General features: G+C 41.4%; 17 protein-coding genes. 11 read left to right on the top strand and 6 right to left on the bottom strand.

Annotated elements, in window-relative coordinates; translation table 11 throughout:
* Positions 1 to 29 precede the first annotated feature (29 nt).
* Positions 30 to 2,753 (bottom strand): insulinase family protein, encoded by a 2,724-nt coding sequence (locus NQT65_RS05350; protein ID WP_256850665.1) that lies wholly within the window; start codon positions 2,751 to 2,753, stop codon positions 30 to 32.
* Between the two features lie 183 nt (positions 2,754 to 2,936).
* Between NQT65_RS05350 and sixA the strand changes: the two genes are divergently transcribed.
* Together sixA and NQT65_RS05340 are read left to right on the top strand one after the other, a co-directional pair.
* Entirely contained in the window at positions 2,937 to 3,407 is a 471-nt protein-coding gene (gene sixA / locus NQT65_RS05345) for a phosphohistidine phosphatase SixA (protein ID WP_004587298.1), read from the top strand.
* A 15-nt stretch (positions 3,408 to 3,422) separates the two neighbouring features.
* On the top strand, positions 3,423 to 3,773 hold the full coding sequence (locus NQT65_RS05340) for a RidA family protein (RefSeq protein WP_004587297.1): 351 nt from the start codon (positions 3,423 to 3,425) through the stop codon (positions 3,771 to 3,773).
* A 6-nt stretch (positions 3,774 to 3,779) separates the two neighbouring features.
* Here NQT65_RS05340 and NQT65_RS05335 read toward each other — a convergent pair whose 3' ends face one another.
* Both NQT65_RS05335 and smrB read right to left on the bottom strand, forming a co-directional pair.
* Positions 3,780 to 4,712 (bottom strand): AEC family transporter, encoded by a 933-nt coding sequence (locus NQT65_RS05335; RefSeq protein WP_256850664.1) that lies wholly within the window; start codon positions 4,710 to 4,712, stop codon positions 3,780 to 3,782.
* Positions 4,713 to 4,727: 15 nt separating this feature from the next.
* Positions 4,728 to 5,285: an endonuclease SmrB gene (gene smrB, locus NQT65_RS05330; RefSeq protein WP_024031888.1), complete on the bottom strand. Its 558-nt coding sequence runs from the start codon at positions 5,283 to 5,285 to the stop codon at positions 4,728 to 4,730.
* A 151-nt stretch (positions 5,286 to 5,436) separates the two neighbouring features.
* On the opposite strand from smrB, the gene prmB reads away from it, so the two are divergent.
* The 8 genes from prmB (at position 5,437) to NQT65_RS05290 (ending at position 12,556) form a co-directional block, all read left to right on the top strand.
* The gene (prmB, locus tag NQT65_RS05325; RefSeq protein ID WP_004587294.1) at positions 5,437 to 6,372 is read left to right on the top strand and encodes a 50S ribosomal protein L3 N(5)-glutamine methyltransferase; all 936 of its coding nucleotides are present in this window, start codon (positions 5,437 to 5,439) and stop codon (positions 6,370 to 6,372) included.
* Between the two features lie 58 nt (positions 6,373 to 6,430).
* Positions 6,431 to 7,528, top strand: coding sequence for a chorismate synthase (gene aroC / locus NQT65_RS05320; RefSeq protein WP_024031890.1), 1,098 nt, complete (start codon positions 6,431 to 6,433; stop codon positions 7,526 to 7,528).
* A gap of 119 nt (positions 7,529 to 7,647) precedes the next feature.
* Positions 7,648 to 8,025: a DUF4112 domain-containing protein gene (locus NQT65_RS05315; RefSeq protein ID WP_024031891.1), complete on the top strand. Its 378-nt coding sequence runs from the start codon at positions 7,648 to 7,650 to the stop codon at positions 8,023 to 8,025.
* A 119-nt stretch (positions 8,026 to 8,144) separates the two neighbouring features.
* Entirely contained in the window at positions 8,145 to 8,792 is a 648-nt protein-coding gene (locus tag NQT65_RS05310) for a glutathione S-transferase family protein (protein WP_054982195.1), read from the top strand.
* Between the two features lie 101 nt (positions 8,793 to 8,893).
* A complete protein-coding gene (locus NQT65_RS05305; RefSeq protein WP_055253038.1) occupies positions 8,894 to 9,448 on the top strand; it encodes an elongation factor P hydroxylase in 555 nt (184 codons plus the stop codon).
* On the top strand, positions 9,438 to 10,568 hold the full coding sequence (locus NQT65_RS05300; RefSeq protein WP_256850663.1) for an ATP-NAD kinase family protein: 1,131 nt from the start codon (positions 9,438 to 9,440) through the stop codon (positions 10,566 to 10,568). The genes NQT65_RS05305 and NQT65_RS05300 overlap by 11 nt, the downstream gene beginning before the upstream one ends.
* A 4-nt stretch (positions 10,569 to 10,572) precedes the next feature.
* Positions 10,573 to 10,848: a YfcL family protein gene (locus NQT65_RS05295; protein WP_004587288.1), complete on the top strand. Its 276-nt coding sequence runs from the start codon at positions 10,573 to 10,575 to the stop codon at positions 10,846 to 10,848.
* A gap of 151 nt (positions 10,849 to 10,999) precedes the next feature.
* On the top strand, positions 11,000 to 12,556 hold the full coding sequence (locus NQT65_RS05290; protein WP_256850662.1) for an AbgT family transporter: 1,557 nt from the start codon (positions 11,000 to 11,002) through the stop codon (positions 12,554 to 12,556).
* Positions 12,557 to 12,636: 80 nt separating this feature from the next.
* Here NQT65_RS05290 and NQT65_RS05285 read toward each other — a convergent pair whose 3' ends face one another.
* The 3 genes from NQT65_RS05285 to NQT65_RS05275 form a co-directional block, all read right to left on the bottom strand.
* A complete protein-coding gene (locus NQT65_RS05285; protein WP_256850661.1) occupies positions 12,637 to 13,227 on the bottom strand; it encodes a hypothetical protein in 591 nt (196 codons plus the stop codon).
* A 132-nt stretch (positions 13,228 to 13,359) separates the two neighbouring features.
* Positions 13,360 to 15,177 carry a DEAD/DEAH box helicase gene (locus NQT65_RS05280; RefSeq protein WP_004587284.1) on the bottom strand — a complete coding sequence of 606 codons (1,818 nt, stop codon included), beginning with the start codon at positions 15,175 to 15,177 and terminating at the stop codon, positions 13,360 to 13,362.
* Positions 15,178 to 15,339: 162 nt separating this feature from the next.
* Positions 15,340 to 15,603: a GrxA family glutaredoxin gene (locus NQT65_RS05275; protein ID WP_256850660.1), complete on the bottom strand. Its 264-nt coding sequence runs from the start codon at positions 15,601 to 15,603 to the stop codon at positions 15,340 to 15,342.
* A gap of 261 nt (positions 15,604 to 15,864) precedes the next feature.
* Here NQT65_RS05275 and NQT65_RS05270 point away from each other — a divergent pair, with 261 nt between their 5' ends.
* Positions 15,865 to 16,896: a response regulator gene (locus tag NQT65_RS05270; protein WP_256850659.1), complete on the top strand. Its 1,032-nt coding sequence runs from the start codon at positions 15,865 to 15,867 to the stop codon at positions 16,894 to 16,896.
* Positions 16,897 to 16,913 lie beyond the last annotated feature (17 nt).

The following is a 16,913-nucleotide window of genomic DNA, read 5'->3' as shown; positions in this document are numbered from 1 at the left end:
TGATAATTTAAATCATGCCACTTGCAGAGTCAAAGAGATTGCGAGCAAAGCGGCATTTTTTGCGATTTATTTACTTTTGCGCTACTTAATAACTCATACCTTGGCCTATCTTTAGAAAAAGTAGCTATGGCATAGCTTTTCATTTCTTCTAGGCTGAGGGCGTGCAGTGCCTCTAGCAGGCGTTTTTGCATATGAAAGTCATGATCTTTATTGCCTATTGCAAGCCAAAAGCGCTGTGAACGTAACCGTAAGTTTTTATCTTTTTCAGCAATATGAGTTGTCAAACCTTGTTTATGCTGCTGCCATGTTGTTTCATCCAGGGAGTCTAGGTTAGCAATAAACTGGCTTACAAAATGATTATGCCTGTGCAGTAGAGTCTGAGCTTCAAATTTTGGTGATTGAATATAAAAAGCAATACCGGCGCGGGTGTTAAATGGTGCATAGCCAGAGCCAACTAAGTAACCTAGCTGTTGTGTGGTTCTCAGCTCGTTAAAATAGTCTTGGTTAATTATATGGTTAAGTGCCATTAATTTAATTTTTTCATCCACTTCTGCACTTTGTGCTTGGTAGTAAATGACCATGGCGTTATCACTGCATGGCAGTTCAAGTTCGCAGCGAGTCACTTGGTCTATCTCGTGCAGCGGGCGTGTTAAATCTTCAATAGCCGTGGCGTTTTTTAAATGCTCAGCCACTTTTTTATGAAATACCTTCGCGTCTGTTTGTTGCCAATTACCGTGTAAAAACGACTCAACATGTAGGGCTTTAAAAAAGTCGGCTCTAAATTCGTTAAATTGCTGAAAACACGTATTTTTAAGTGCCGTGGCTAACTCGTCAGGTTGTGGGTTCCATGGCATTATTTTGGCACCTAACACGCTAAATAATTTACTCACGGGTTTATTTTGGTTGCTGTTGCGCCAGTGCCTTACCAATTGCTTTTTGTATTCGGCAAAGCGGCGTGCGCAAATATCAACATTAAATAGCGCATCAAGTAATTGCTCCACCAACTCTAGCTGACTAGTCGATAGCCCAGCGGTGTGCAACGTAAGCCCGCCTTGGTGAGAGGTTAAATGATAACTTAAACCTGCCAATTCTGCGGGGTAAAACTGCTCGCCAACACTGTCCATAAATAAGTCACTAAAAAGGCGCGTTAATGCCATGTGCTTTACATCTTTTACTGCAAAGTGCGAGTCCATTGCTAAATAAAAATGACCTTTGGCCACTCTAAAGGTGTTGTCTTGTTTAAACCAAAAGTCAAACCCAGGCTCTTTAACTAACAGTAAAGGCTTGGTTTGAGGTTTTTCGACTTCGTATAGCACCACTTCTTTTGTTAAATAGGGGTTTGCTGTGGGCAGCAGCATAGTGCTCAGCGGTTTATTTATGTGCGCAAGCGACTCCAGCCAATGCGGCGAAATTGGCTCAACTTTGTAAGGGGTGTTGTACCACGCGGTGGTGTGCTCTGCCTCTACGCCTGGATGAATAAGTACTAAGCGCATATTATGTGGGTTAAGCCATTGCATCGCCATTTCGTGAGTGGCTTTATTAAAGCCCTCCATTAAGTAATCGCCTTGCACATAGTTAGCTTCGTCGTAGTGCTGCATATTAATGCTTAGGTTACTTACCCAATCTATTAAGCGTGATTTTTCTTGGTTATCAAACGCAATTTGTAACAGGTTTTTTTTATCTTGATATAGGCGCGGTAGTTTGTCGGTGTTATCGTTGATTAGGCAAATATACTCAAACACAATTTCTATTATGTCTTCAAAGTATTCAATGCCTTCATCGGTAAGCGCCATGCTAATGTTAAAATCTTTAAAGTTACTGCCATTTATACCGCCGCCGGCAGAAAGTGCGTTAATCCACCCTTGCTCTTTTAAAATTGAGTACAACGAGCCTGCGCCTTCGTAGCCGAGTAAATGGGCTATAAAGCTGACGGTTTTGTGGCGATAAAAGTCATCGATATTTGGCATAGCAAAACTAATAATGAGTTTTTGCATGTGCTTGTGTGGTTCAATGTGCAGTACTTTGCCAATATCTTGCGCGCGATATAATGGCTCCTCAATAGGGGCTTTAAGCGCACCTTTATGGCCATTAATGCCACTAAAATAGCGATGTGTCCACTGCGCGAGTGTATTAAGCGGTTCGTTGGCACAAATTACCAGTGTCATCCACTGCGCTTGATAGTGCTTATTAAAAAAATCTCTTAACTCGTCACTTATGCAGCGCTCTCTATCGGCGAGGGTATGTAAATTACCCACCGAAAATTTAGCAAAGGGGTGGGCTGGGTTTACGGTTTCTTTATGAGCCTGATAAATACGACGCCCATCATCTTTTATTTTTAATTTAAACTCAGCCTCTATGGCATTACGTTCTTTTTCGGTTTCAGCTGGGTTTAATAATGGGGCAATAAAAAAACGGCTAAATTGCGCAAGTGCTTTTTCAATGGCTTGGTTATTAATATCAAAGTAATAGCACGTGTGCTCAGTGCCGGTCCAGGCGTTGGTGTTACCGCCCGATTGAGACACAAAATTATTAAAGCTTCCAGAATCAGGGTATTGGTCGGTACCTAAAAAAAGCATATGCTCTAAAAAGTGTGCAAGGCCTTGCCTGTCAAGGGGGTCATCAAAATGGCCAGCGTTAACTGCCATAGAAGCAGCGGCTTTAGTTGAATCTTTATCTTGCACTAATAATACTTTTAGCCCATTGTCGAGTGTAATGGCGCGGTATGCTCTGTTATCATTGCGGCTGATATTCAAATGATGCTCCTGAAACTAGACGTTTACTTGTTAACAACAGATGATAGCTTCAGGACAGCGAAAAAATAGCGAAAAGATTTACCTGAATATCATGAGAGAATTATTCTTTGGAATAATAGTTAATATAGCGGACAAATGGGCAAACTGGCTACTGTTTTATATTCATTAATCGGTTGATTTTTTATGAAAACAATCTTAATTATGCGCCACGGCGAAGCGACACCGATGCAAGCTAACGACGCAGCAAGAAACCTAACACCGAAAGGCCATGCAGAAGCAGAAAAAATGGGCTTATGGCTACACAAACACTTTTCTGTTGATGCGTTATTGGTAAGTCCTTACTCGCGCGCGCAGCAAACAGCTAAAGAAGTTGAAAAAAACAATGTATTTAAATTTAGTGAAACCTGTAGCGACATAATCCCCGAGGGAAAGCCGCAAATAGCAGCTGATTATTTAGAAACACTTATTGCTATGCATCCTCAGTGTAATACCTGGTTAGTGGTCGCCCATATGCCCATAGTGAGCTATATAGTTGATCAGCTCAGCCCGGGTAATATGCCTATTTTTAACACCGCAGCGGTTGCTGTAATTCAGTATGATGAAACCTCACAGCGCAGTGAATATGTAAATATTAACGCGCCTGCAAACATATAGAGAAAAGAGATAACAATGAGTATAGAACGCCTTGAAACGGGTGCGCGCATGAGCCGTATAGTTAAACATAATGGAACCGTTTATTTATGCGGACAAGTATGCAGCGATGCAGAGCAAAACATTACAGAGCAAACACAAACTATGCTCGACAAAGTAGAGGCCTTACTTGAGCAGGCAGGGAGTTCTAAAAAGCATATGCTAAGCGCAACTATTTACGTTAAGAGCATGGAATATTTTGCCGATATGAATGCAGTATGGGATGCATGGGTGCCAGAAGGTTATGCACCAGCACGCGCCTGTGTTGAAGCTAAAATGGCGCGCGATGCGCTATTGGTTGAAATTTCGGTAGTGGCCGCACTTAAATAAGCGATTTTATAAAAGCACAGCAAGCCAAAACGAAAAGCTTACTACACTAAGCACCGTTGAAAGCACCACTGCACCGGCGAGCGTAACTTGATGCGTATTTAATTGGCTTGCAATTAAATACGCATTAACGCCAACAGGCGAGGCGCTTAGCAATACCAGTACGTTACGAATTTGCGTATCTAGTACAAACACCCACGTAGCTGCTACACACACAGCAGCAGGCAAAATCAGTATTTTTAACAGAGAAGAAATAAGGGCCGGCTGCCAATTTGCTGCCACCTTATAAAACACCAAATTAGCGCCTAACACAAATAAAGCACATGCAATAGCAGGGCTGGCGAGTAGCTCTAAGGCATTGGCTAAATTAGCAAATAATGTAATTCCCGACACATTTAAAAGTAATCCACAGCCAATACTTAACACTATAGGGTTAAGGACCATGTTTTTAGCAAATTTTGCCCACGAGAAGTCAGCTGTGTTTCCTTTCGCGCCTATTAAATAAGTTAACGCAAAAAGCAGCGTGCTATGAAATGTGATGATCATAAAGGCGATAGCAATCATGTCTTTGCCAAGTGAAGCAATAACAATGGGTATACCCACTAACACCATATTTGAATAACTACCGGCAAGACCAAACACACTATGCTGTTGATAATTTCCAGTATTGGCTTGTTTAGTTAAATAGTACCTATCAATAAGTATGCCCAAAGCAAATACCGCTAATACAGGAATATAAAAGCTTAAAAATGCTTCGAGGCTAATACTTTGATGCAAATTTATTTGCGACATATTGAGCATTAAAAAGGCGGGTAAGCTCACATAAAAAGTAAATTTACTTAAGCCGGCAATATGCTGCTGATTAAAAAATTTAAAATAACAACAGGTGTAACCCAGTGCGACAATAAAAATTAAGGGAAAAATAATCGAAAAAATTTGCACGTATTCTTCCTTTAATTAGCGTCTAAACTCATCGCTTTGTGGTAAATCAATTAAAATCAGCACGGCACCGCGCCCGCCATATTCAAGCGGTGCTTGATGCATGGCAATTACATCGGGGTGCTGTACCAAATACTGCGGTACTTTGTGTTTTAAAACACGCTCGCCAATGCCATGCACTATGCACGCGCAGTAATAATGCTGTTTTTTGCACTCGTGGATGAGTCCCGCGAGTTCATCTTTTGCACGTTCTTTATTAAGCCCGTGCAGGTCGAGTGTTAAATCGGGCGCAAAGTCGCCGCGTCGTAACTGTTTTGCTAAAAAAGAGTCGTGGCCATTTTGCACGTAATTAATGGTGCTATTTGTGTCTATATCGGGAATATATTCGTCAGAGAAGAAAAATTCAGACTCAACCTGCTTTTTTTGCTGGGCAAATTGCTTCGCTTGTGACACCTTAGGTTTTGTATCAAACCTATGGGTATCTTGTTTAAACACCTTAGCGCCTGTAATTGTTTGGCGAAAAAGGTCAATGTCGTCATTGCTTAGGGACGATTGTGATGAGATGTCTTTTTTCATAAATTTTACCTAAACAAAAAAACGTAAAAACGCAGCGCAAAAGGCGGTACAATATAAAGGTGAGGGGCAATTGTAATTTGCTCAGCACAGTTAGGCAATGCAATCGTCGCAAAGACTCAAAACAGTCAGTTAGCTAAAACAGGTAAAAAATATGAGTGATTTACAAATAGAAGAAGCAACACTTGATGAAGCTGTTGCAGAACTGTCAACGTTACATGACTGGTTACGCTGGACTACAAGCCAATTTGCAAGTAGTGGAATATTTTTTGGACATGGCACAGATAACGCGTGGGATGAAGCAGTTAGCTTATTACTTCCTGCACTAAGTTTACCTATTGATGCCCCCAAAGAGTTAATGCATGCGCGGTTAACAAGCACAGAAAAAAACCGCCTAGCAGGGTTAATCGCAGAGCGTATAAATGACTGCACGCCGGTTCCTTATTTAACAAACATTGCTTGGTTCGCGGGCATGCCATTTTATGTTGATGAGCGTGTGCTTATTCCGCGCTCGCCGTTTGCAGAACTTATTGCTAATAAGTTTTCACCGTGGCTTGAGCAGCCGCAAAGCGTTAACCGTATTTTAGATTTATGCACAGGCTCTGCTTGTATTGCTATTGCGCTTGCTCAGGCGTTTGAAACGGCGCAAGTAGATGCGGTTGATATTTCGTATGAAGCGCTTGAAGTAGCAGATATAAACATAAACGACTATATGCTAAGTGACCGCGTACTGCCTATTCAGTCAGATGTATTTAGTGGTGTACCAGGGCAAAAGTATGACCTAATAGTAGCCAACCCACCGTATGTTGATGCTGAGGACATGGCTGATTTACCACGAGAATTTCATCATGAGCCTGAGCTTGGTTTAGCATCTGGGCATGATGGCTTAGACGTTACCCGTACTATTTTAGAGCATGCTAGCAATCATCTAACTGATAACGGTTTGTTATTTGTAGAAGTTGGTAACTCTATGGTACATATGGATGCTTTGTATCCGGGCGCACCATTTGAGTGGGTTGAGTTTGAGCAAGGCGGCTTAGGTGTATTTGTAATAAGCAAAGCGCAGCTTGATACGTATTTTGCAAAATAAATTTTAGGCCGAGCGTATGCTCGGCAACTTTTGTAGTCATTAGGAATGAGGAAAGTTAATGGCAGGTAATAGCATAGGGCAGTTGTTTAAAGTGTCCACCTTTGGTGAGAGCCACGGCGTTGCCCTAGGCGGTGTTGTAGATGGTACTCCCGCAGGCCTTGAGATCACAGAGGCTGACTTACAAATTGATTTAGACCGTCGTAAACCAGGGCAAAGCCGCTATACAACGCAGCGCCGAGAAGACGATCAGATAAAAATTCTTTCAGGCGTTTTTGAAGGTAAAACCACAGGCACAAGCATTGGTTTACTTATCGAAAATACCGATCAGCGCTCAAAAGACTACGGTAAAATTAAAGATGTGTTTCGCCCAGGTCATGGCGATTACACTTACTGGCACAAATACGGCCTGCGCGATTATCGCGGCGGTGGTCGTTCTTCTGCTCGTGAAACCGCAATTCGTGTAGCGGCAGGCGCAATTGCTAAAAAATACTTAAAGCAGTTTCATGGTATTGAAGTAAAAGCATGTTTAAGCCAACTTGGGCCAATAAAAGCTGAAAGCTACGACTGGGATGAAGTTGAAAACAACTTATTCTTTTTCCCTGATGCAAGTAAGCTAGAAGCGCTTGATGAGTACATGCGAGACCTTAAAAAGCAAGGTGACTCAGTGGGCGCTAAAGTAAAAGTAGTGGCTAGCAACGTACCGGTAGGATTAGGCGAGCCTGTATTTGATAGGCTAGATGCTGAGATTGCGCATTCACTAATGAGCATTAATGCCGTTAAAGGTGTAGAAATTGGCGATGGCTTTGATGTGGTTGAGCAAAAAGGCTCCGAGCATCGTGATGAGTTAACCCCAGAAGGCTTTACCTCAAACCACGCGGGTGGCGTACTTGCTGGTATTTCTACAGGGCAAGATATTATTGCCTCTATTGCGCTTAAGCCTACATCAAGTATCACTATTCCAGGTAAAAGTATTAATACTGAAAACGAAGCAGTAGAGATGATCACCAAAGGGCGCCACGATCCGTGTGTTGGTATTCGTGCAATTCCTATTGCTGAGGCAATGATGGCCATTACCTTAATGGACCATTTACTGCGCCAGCGCGGGCAAAACCCTCATGTTAACCACGAACATGGACCAATTAATGGCTCTGTTTAACCGTTAATATTTTAAAAAAGCGCGGAGTACCGCGTTTTTTTGTGCCTGTAATTTGCTTTTAAGCCTTTCAGGGGTTGTTCAAGTTTGCGCTATATACTGTTTTAAGGAGGAGAGTAATCATGAACGATAATAAGCACGATAACACACACCTTGAAACCCAAGCTGCTATAGCAAGGCTAGAGCGCTTTAGTAAGCTTACAGACAGCAGCATTGGTATCCCTTTTACTAAATTTAATATTGGCCTAGAGGCTGTGATTGGTTTAATACCCGTTATAGGTGATGCCGCAGGGCTTATTTTATCAAGCTATGTACTGGTAGAGGCGCAGCGTTTGGGCGTAAGTAAACGCATAAAAACGAAGATGATCATTAATATGCTGATTGATTTTGTAGGCGGCTTAGTTCCATTTTTTGGCGATATATTTGATGCTTTTTTTAAAGCCAACACCCGCAATACCCGTTTATTAAAAAAACATTTAAATGCGCAGTTAGCTAATTGATAGTAATACTGTTTATTTTAGAGGCTTTAAATTTAGCATTAAGAATAAAAAACAAAGTGTTGTTGGTTGTTTAATCACCTAGTAAAGTAGGGAAGCCTATTCACTTTGGTATATACAAAATGCAATTATTTATCGGTAATAAAAACTATTCTAGCTGGTCATTACGCGCATGGTATTTAATGAGTAAATTTGATGTCCCGTTTGACGAAACCCAGCTTGTGCTCGACACCAGTGACTTTTACGACGAACTAAAACAACACTTCCACGTTCAAAAAGTGCCGGCGTTAATTGATGGTGATTTGCAGGTGTGGGACTCGCTCGCAATTTGTGAATATATTAACGATGCCCATTTATCGGGAGCAGGGTGGCCTAAATATATTACTCAGCGAGCTACAGCGCGCGCATTAAGCGCTGAAATGCATGCAGGCTTTATGGCACTGAGAAACGAAATGCCGATGAATATAAGAGCCACACGTAAAGTAACGCTATCAAGTGCTGCACTAAAAGATATTCAACGTATTGATGAGATATTTTCCCAGCAGCAAGATATGTTTCCTAATGAATGGTTTTTTGGCGACTTTAGTATTGCCGATGCGATGTACGCCCCCATTGTACTTCGTTTAAAAACGTATCAGATTACCTTATCCCCAGCGGCGCAGCAGTATTGTGATTTTGTGATGCGTTGCCCTGTTTTGCAAAAGTGGATAACCCAAGCACTTACAGAAACCGATATAGTGCAGTGCGATGAGGCGGGAGTAGAGGTATAACTCGCTCATCACTTTTACTTTAAAGGTAAAAGCCCGTACAATTCGTCTCGTTTTTAGTGCGCTAATTTTGCGCTGTAACCGAGACGAATTAATCAGTTTTTATGCATCATATAGCCGATCTTATATCTATTTTCGATAGTGTTTTTTATCAAAGCCATAACACTCGCTTAGTAAAAGGCGATGATGAGCCTGTTTATCTACCTGCCAATAATACCCATGGTTTTAATCAAATTGTATTTGCACACGGCTTTTACGCCAGTGCCCTACATGAAATAGCGCATTGGTTAGTGGCTGGCAATAAACGCAGAGAGCTTGAAGATTATGGGTATTGGTACTGCCCAGATGGGCGAGATAAACACCAGCAGGCTGAATTTGAAAACGTAGAAATAAAACCACAAGCCATAGAGTGGCTGCTCAGCACCGCTGCTGGCTTTGATTTTAATGTGTCGGTAGATAACTTGAACGGTGAGCAAACTTGTCGGTTTGACTTTCAGGCGCGAGTACACCAGCAAGTATTAATGTTATTAGAGCAGGGAGTTAACGCACGTACCCATGCATTATTAAAAGCGTTAAGTGATTTTTATAAAACACCGTGGCCGTTAACCGCTCAACAATTTAATTGGCACCACCCTCAGGAGTTACAAAATGCAGTTTAAGTTAGGCTTAATTATTAACCCTGTTGCAGGGCTTGGTGGCAGCGTTGCTTTAAAAGGCAGTGATGGCGAAAACACTGCTGCAAAAGCAATTGAGCTGGGTGCGCAAGCCAAAGCTAACAGCCGCACACAGGCAGCCCTAGAAGTACTTGTACCCTATAAAGAGCAGTTAACAATTTATACTGTAAATGGCGATATGGGCGAAAAAGCAGCACGCGCACTAGGCTTTAATGTTGAGGTAATTTATACCGCCAATACCATAACAAGCGCCGATGATACAGAGGCTAGCGCAAAGCTACTTAAAAATTTAGGCGTAGATTTAGTCCTTTTTGCTGGTGGTGATGGTACTGCGCGCAATATTTGTCATGCGATAGAAGATACCGTACCAGTGCTGGGTATACCTGCTGGCTGTAAAATTCACTCTGGCGTATATGCAATTACACCTAAAGCAGCAGGGCGCGTAGTAGAAATGCTAGTAAAAGGCGAGCTAGTTACACTTGCAGATGCCGATGTAATGGATATTGATGAAGAGGCGTTTAGGCAAGGCACCGTAAAAGCTAAGCGCTACGGAGAAATGCAAATACCAAGCGAAGTACGTTATGTACAAGCGGTTAAAAATGGTGGTAAAGAAACAGACGAATTAGTACTTGCCGACATTGCAGCGCATGTGGTGAGCGAAATGGATGAAGACACTTATTACATTATGGGTAGTGGCTCAACTGTTGAAGCAATAATGCAAGAAATGGGGCTGGATAATACTTTATTAGGCGTAGATTTAATTAAAGGTCAAACCCTAGTTGCGCAAGACTTAACTGCTAAACAGCTACTTGAGTACACGCATGGGCAAGCTACTCAATTAGTTATTACATTAATAGGCGGGCAAGGCCATATTTTTGGTCGAGGGAATCAGCAGCTAAGCCCTGAGCTTATTCGCACCATTGGCAAAGAAAACATTATTGTGGTGGCAACTAAAACCAAATTACACGCGTTGAACGGGCGTCCACTTATTTGTGACACCGGCGACAGCGCTTTAGATGATGAATTAACAGGTTACATTAAAGTAACCACCGGCTATAACGACCATATTATGTATGCTGTCGGTTATGAAAACCAGGAGAAGTAACACAATGAGTTTAGTGAATTATATTGATGCTGCGCAGCAATACTTTGATGATTTAGTAATTAAAGCAACAGATGATGAGCTGTTCGCTGGTGGTTACTTGCGCGGACATTACGACCTTGCAGTAGGCTATGCAGAAGTAGAAGAGCTGACAATTTCTATTGATGAGCTCAACGAAACCGTGGAGCAAAGCTTAGTTAAAGCATACCGCAATGGCGAGCTAAACGAAGAAGATAAAACCTTGGTTGTTAGGCTTTGGGAAGAAGTGAAAGCCCTCGCTTAAACGTTGTTTAGTTCACAATTATAAAAACGCGGCGACGATAATGAAGCCGCGTTTTTTTATGCTCTATTTGTGCCCATAATAGATTTATTAGTTAATTTACTGTTACACATTAATAGTATATTGTTACTTAAACCTATTTTGGGAGCTTTAAATGAACAATAATAATCAAGCTGCGGTACCTACAGGGTTAATCGCGCGTTTTTTAAACTTTGTGGAGCGAGTTGGTAACAAACTTCCCGATCCGGCGATTATTTTCTTATTCGCTATGTTACTTATTTGGTTGTGCTCGTGGTTACTGTCGGGGGTGAGCTTTGACGCGTTAGACCCACGGACAGGCCAAGCCATTGTTGTAAATAACCTATTAGAGGGCGACTCACTTGCCTCGTTTTTATCTTCCATGGTAAAAACCTTTACAGGCTTTGCACCGCTAGGGGTGGTATTGGTTGCCATGTTAGGTGTGGGAGTGGCTGAGCACTCGGGTTATATCAATACAGGCCTTAAGCTAATGCTTAAAGTTACCCCAAGGCAACTGCTGACCCCTTCAGTCATTTTAGTAGCTATTGTAAGCCATACAGCAACCGATGCTGGCTACGTATTAGTGATCCCATTAGCGGGTGTTATTTTCTTTGCCGCAGGGCGACATCCATTAGCGGGTATTGCAGCCGCATTTGCTGGTGTGAGTGGTGGGTTTGGGGCTAACTTTATCCCGTCAGGAATAGACCCATTACTGCAAAGCTTTACCCAAAGTGCAGCGCAAATTATTAACCCCGATATGTCGATTAACCCGCTTAATAACTGGGCGTTCACTTCTGCCTCGAGTTTATTTATTGTGTTATTAGGCTGGTATATCACTGATAAAATAATAGAGCCTCGGTTAAAAAACACAGCACTTAATGAAGACACCCAAAACTTACCCGCGTTTGATGAAGCTAAAAGTAATGAAAAACGTGCTTTTTTTATAGCCAGTAGCGTAATGATTGCAGGACTTGCTTTACTTGCATTTGTATCCGCTCCTGCCGATTCAGCAATGCGCAGTGCTGATGGCTCACTAACTAATTTTAGATCGCCCCTGATGCAATCTATCGTGCCTTTAATCTTTTTATTATTTTGGATACCCGGTGCCGTGTATGGTTTTACCGTTGGTACCTTTAAAACCTCAAAAGATATGATAGATGCGATGAGTACCGCGATGAGTGGCATGGCTTATTACATTGTAATGGCGTTCTTTTGTGCGTTGTTTATTGCAGCGTTTTCTAAGTCTAACTTAGGGGCATTAATGGCCATTGAAGGGGCGCAGCTTTTAAAAGCAATGGAGTTGCCCAGCGCCGTAACGGTTGTAGGTATTATATTTTTAACCGGCTTTGTAAACTTGTTCGTTGGCTCAAGCTCTGCAAAATGGGCGTTACTGGGACCTATTTTTGTACCAATGTTAATGCAGCTAGGTATATCACCCGATTTAACCCAAGCGGCTTACAGAATCGGAGACTCTAGCTCAAACATTATTACCCCACTTATGCCGTATTTCCCATTGGTTGTGGTGTACTGCCAAAAGTACGTAAAAGATACTGGTATAGGCACGCTTATCGCGCTTATGATCCCTTACTCAATCGCGTTTATGATTGGCTGGAGTATTTTCTTGCTAGGGTATTGGGCACTCGGTATTCCGTTAGGGTTAGATGCGAGTTACGTTTATCCGGCGTTACCTTAACTTAAACCTTAATTTATGAACCTCACTCACTTGAGTGAGGTTTTTATATAAAATTGCTGCAATGTAAAAAGAAGTTTTAATTACCTTTCTAATTCTCTCACTATATAGCCAAACAAACTGGCCTCACCAACAATATACACATAATCGTTTTTGTTATTCATTATTGTAGATTTATCGTCGTACCATCTAAAATCGTGCGTTTTGTTAGTTGTAGGGTCTTTAAAGTATAAACGAGTACAACTATCTTCATAATCAGACCCACATTCTTGTACATCAGTGAGGATATATTCCTTATACCAATAATCGCCTTGCGTGTAGTAAGCCCATAACTCAATGGGGGCAGAGAGTAAAAAATAGAGAGTTGCATAGATTAACAAAGGGAGTAATGGGTAGATGAAGATTAATGATAACTTCATTTTTGTATCTGAAAAGCTATCTTTAAGGTGCTCTCTATAGTCACTGCAACGTCTATATTTTTTGATTACAAGTACATGGAGATAGATAAATGATGCCCCGCAAAAAATAGGAAGCGCTATATAAAAAATAGCCTCATAAATTTTATTTTCGATAAATGGCGGATCGGTAAAATCCATTAACATAAGCATGGCAATGCTCAGTATTGGAAAGCTTATTATTGCTGCAAAGAGCAAGTTGTCATAATGTTTTTTCAATTTTAATTCATCCGTGAATTATAGTTTTTTCTTAGTTTACAGAATTTTTATTTTTTACAAAAGCAGTGGCTTTAAAACAAAAAAACCTTGGCACTTTCGTGGCAAGGTTTTTTATAACGTAAGCTATAAAGCTTAGTTAGATGTGAAGCTCACAGGGCGACGTTCTTTACGAGGACCGCCACGCTTATCACCGCGTTGGTTGTCTTTGTTAAAGCTACGCTTTTTATCACCACTTGGGCGCTCAGCGCGTTCACCACGTGGCTCAGCTGGACCTTGATCTTGTGTTAGTGTCATACCCATTGGGCGTTTACAAATAAACACTTTTTGGAAGTGATCAAGTACATCTTTAGGCATGTTTTGCGGTAATTGTACCGTACTGTGACTGTCGTGTAGACGAATGTCACCAATAAACTTGCTTGAGATATCAGCTTCGTTAGCAATCGCGCCAACAATGTTTTTAACCTGTACACCGTGCTCACGACCCACTTCGATACGGTAAGTATCCATAGGGCCTGCATCGCGGCTGTTACGCTCGCGAGGTTTACGCTCAGGGCGGTCACCACGTTCGTTACGACGACGGTCATTACGATCGCCACGCTCGTTACGTGTATTACGCTCGTTGCGAGGTTGAATCTTAACTTCTTCAACTTTAATTGGCGACTGTTGCTGTGCTAAACACAGTAATGCACCCGCTAGGTCTTCTAAAGATAAGTCTAGTTTTTGTGCCATGCTAGCAGCAACTTCATTGAAGAACGTAATGTCTTTGTTTTCAAGAGCAAGCGTAAGCTTTTCTTTTAACGCATTAATACGTTTTTCTTCAACTACTTTAGCTGTAGGTAGCTCAACTTGTGCAATTTCAGACTTAGTATGGCGAATAATATTTTTAAGCAAGTAACGTTCGTTATGCTTAACAAATAAAATTGCTTTACCAGTACGACCAGCACGACCTGTACGGCCGATACGGTGAACGTAGGCTTCTGAGTCTTGTGGAATATCGTAGTTGATAACTAAGCTTAAACGGTCTACATCAAGACCACGTGCTGCTACGTCTGTTGCAATAACAACGTTTAGCATACCGCTTTTTAAGCGATCTACCGTGCGTTCACGTGCTTGCTGGTTCATGTCACCATTGAGTGGCGCAGCAGAGAAACCTTCGCGCTCTAGTAACTCAGCAAGTTGCACAGTGTCGTTACGTGTACGTACGAAAACAATAGCACCTTCGTATTGCTCTGCTTCTAAGAAACGAACAATGGCTTTGTTTTTATGTACGTGTGCATTCCAAAACACTTGCTCAACAGATGATACAGTTGAGTTACGCGCAGATATATGAACCTGTTCAGGGTTATTCATATATTTGCTGCTGATGTTTTGAATTTGCTTAGGCATGGTCGCAGAGAAAAGACATGTTTGCTTTTCGCGCGGTGTTTTTTCCATGATGTTTTCAACATCATCGATAAAGCCCATACGTAACATTTCATCGGCTTCATCAAGTACAAGTGCTTGTAAAGCATCAAACTTGATAGTGCCACGGTTTATGTGATCGATTAATCGACCCGGAGTAGCAACAATAATTTGTGCGCCACGACGAAGTGCGCTTAATTGAATGCTGTAGCTTTGGCCACCGTACAGTGCTAATACTTCAACACCACGAGTACCTTTTGCATATTGTTCAAATGCCTCAGCAACTTGGATCGCAAGCTCACGTGTTGGTGTGAGTACAAGGATCTGTGGCTGTTTCACAGACGGGTCAATATTGTTTAGTAACGGCAGTGCAAATGCTGCAGTTTTACCTGTACCCGTTTGTGCTAGTCCCAGTACGTCCTTTCTTTCTAGCAATAACGGTATACATTGAGCTTGGATTTCAGATGGTGTCTTGTAACCCAACTCTTCAACTGCCTTTAAAATTGCAGGAGAAAGATTTAGAGATTCAAACGTGACTGGTTCTGACATTAATACGCCTCAACGAATTTAAAGAGGCGCGCATTGTATAGGAAATACGAGGCAATTGCTTGTATAAATTACAACTAATTTGTATGTGCTTGATGTTGGTCGAAATTTAACCAGTTTAAATTTTTGATTTTTTAAACTGGTTAACAAGCTATATACAAAGCGTTATTTATATAGGCCTAGATTTTCTTTTGCGTAAGCTTCAAATTCAGTAAAACCACCAATGTGAGTTTGATCTACAAAAATTTGCGGCACAGTTGGGCATGGTTTTCCTGCAGACTTTTCTAAATCCGCTTTGCTAATGCCTTCTTTGATAATATCGATGTAACGAAACTTAAAATCATCACGCTCATTTGATAGTTGCTCGGCAACGTCTTTAGCACGTACACAAAATGGGCAGCCTGCGCGGCCAAAAATTACTGTAAGCATAATACTCTCCTCAATTTAGTTGGGTTCATATTAAACGATTAATTAATAATTTAAAGCGCAAAAAATCGATTGGTTAATTCTGTTTTACTGTTAACTCGCTTAATTACTCATTTGCCATGCATTTTGAATTGCAATTTGCAAAAGCGCATTTATGCAAAGGATGTGTAATTTTTAAATCTAATGAATTCATCGTATTAGTAAAGGCGCTGCAAGTGGCATGTAAATTGATATTTAACTACAGAGCCATTCTTATTAGGAACGATGATGAGTAATAACAGCCATGTTTTAGAAATTATTCAAGGGGTAATTGCCCGCTTTTGCAAAGCAGACAACACAAATGTGGCAATTACACTCATCAACAAATTACAGTGTAATTATATTTGTTTACAGGTGTCTCCTGAGCAAATGATTATCCAGTGTGAAGCGTTTATTTTGCCTTCGCTAAAAGCCGCTAAAAGCCATTTTGTGCTAACAGTAGAGGCCAATTTACAGGGTATTAATTTAAATTACTGGGTAGATTCGAATCCTGAAATGCACACCATTGATATACACGGTTTACTTGCAACCCGTGAGCCAATTTCATCGGTAGATACAAACAAAGAGCTCATTAGCGCAGCTAATAGTAAAGTCGACTTAGAGCAAAGCATTCATTACCTAGTTAACTTTAGTGCGCAAAAGTATGGTTTAAAACTCGCCGACAGCAACCACACCAACGCTTTAAAAATTGAAGATGCGCGTCACCTATCTGCAGAGCAACTTGCGAGTAACTTTTTAAATAATGGGGCGTCTCAGAGTATAAAAATTTGCGCATTTGATGCGCTCAGTGAGCTGCAAAGCCAACACGCCATTTCTCAACCTGTATTGGCGTGGCCGTTTTTTGATACGGACTTAGTGAATGCGGTAAATAATTTAAATACCCACAGCAAATTATCTGTATTGGTTGCTGATGACAGCTTGCCAAGCCAAGTTGCGACCAAAGTCATGCTTGAAATGCTTGGCTGCGCAGTAACCTGTGCAGAAAATGGCTCAAGTGCCTTACTTATTGCCCAGCAAGAACCTTTTGATTTACTGCTGTTAGATGAGCGTATGCCAGGTATGTTTGGCAGTGATGTAGCTCAGCAGCTCATTAAACAAAACACCCCAAACGATAACACGCCAAAAGTTATTTTAACGGGCATTACTGAGGAGCAACAAATTGCTCAGTTGTTCGAAAAAGGGGTGACGCACTATCTTCAAAAACCGGTAACAAAAGCTGTATTAGAAGAGTTTATTAAGCCTTGGCAAGCTGCCTAAAGGCCCGTTTAGGAGGA

Source organism: Pseudoalteromonas agarivorans (assembly GCF_024518735.1).
Lineage (GTDB): Bacteria > Pseudomonadota > Gammaproteobacteria > Enterobacterales > Alteromonadaceae > Pseudoalteromonas > Pseudoalteromonas atlantica.
Note: the sequence above shows the minus strand (reverse complement) of the source record. Positions and strands in the feature narration are given on the sequence as shown.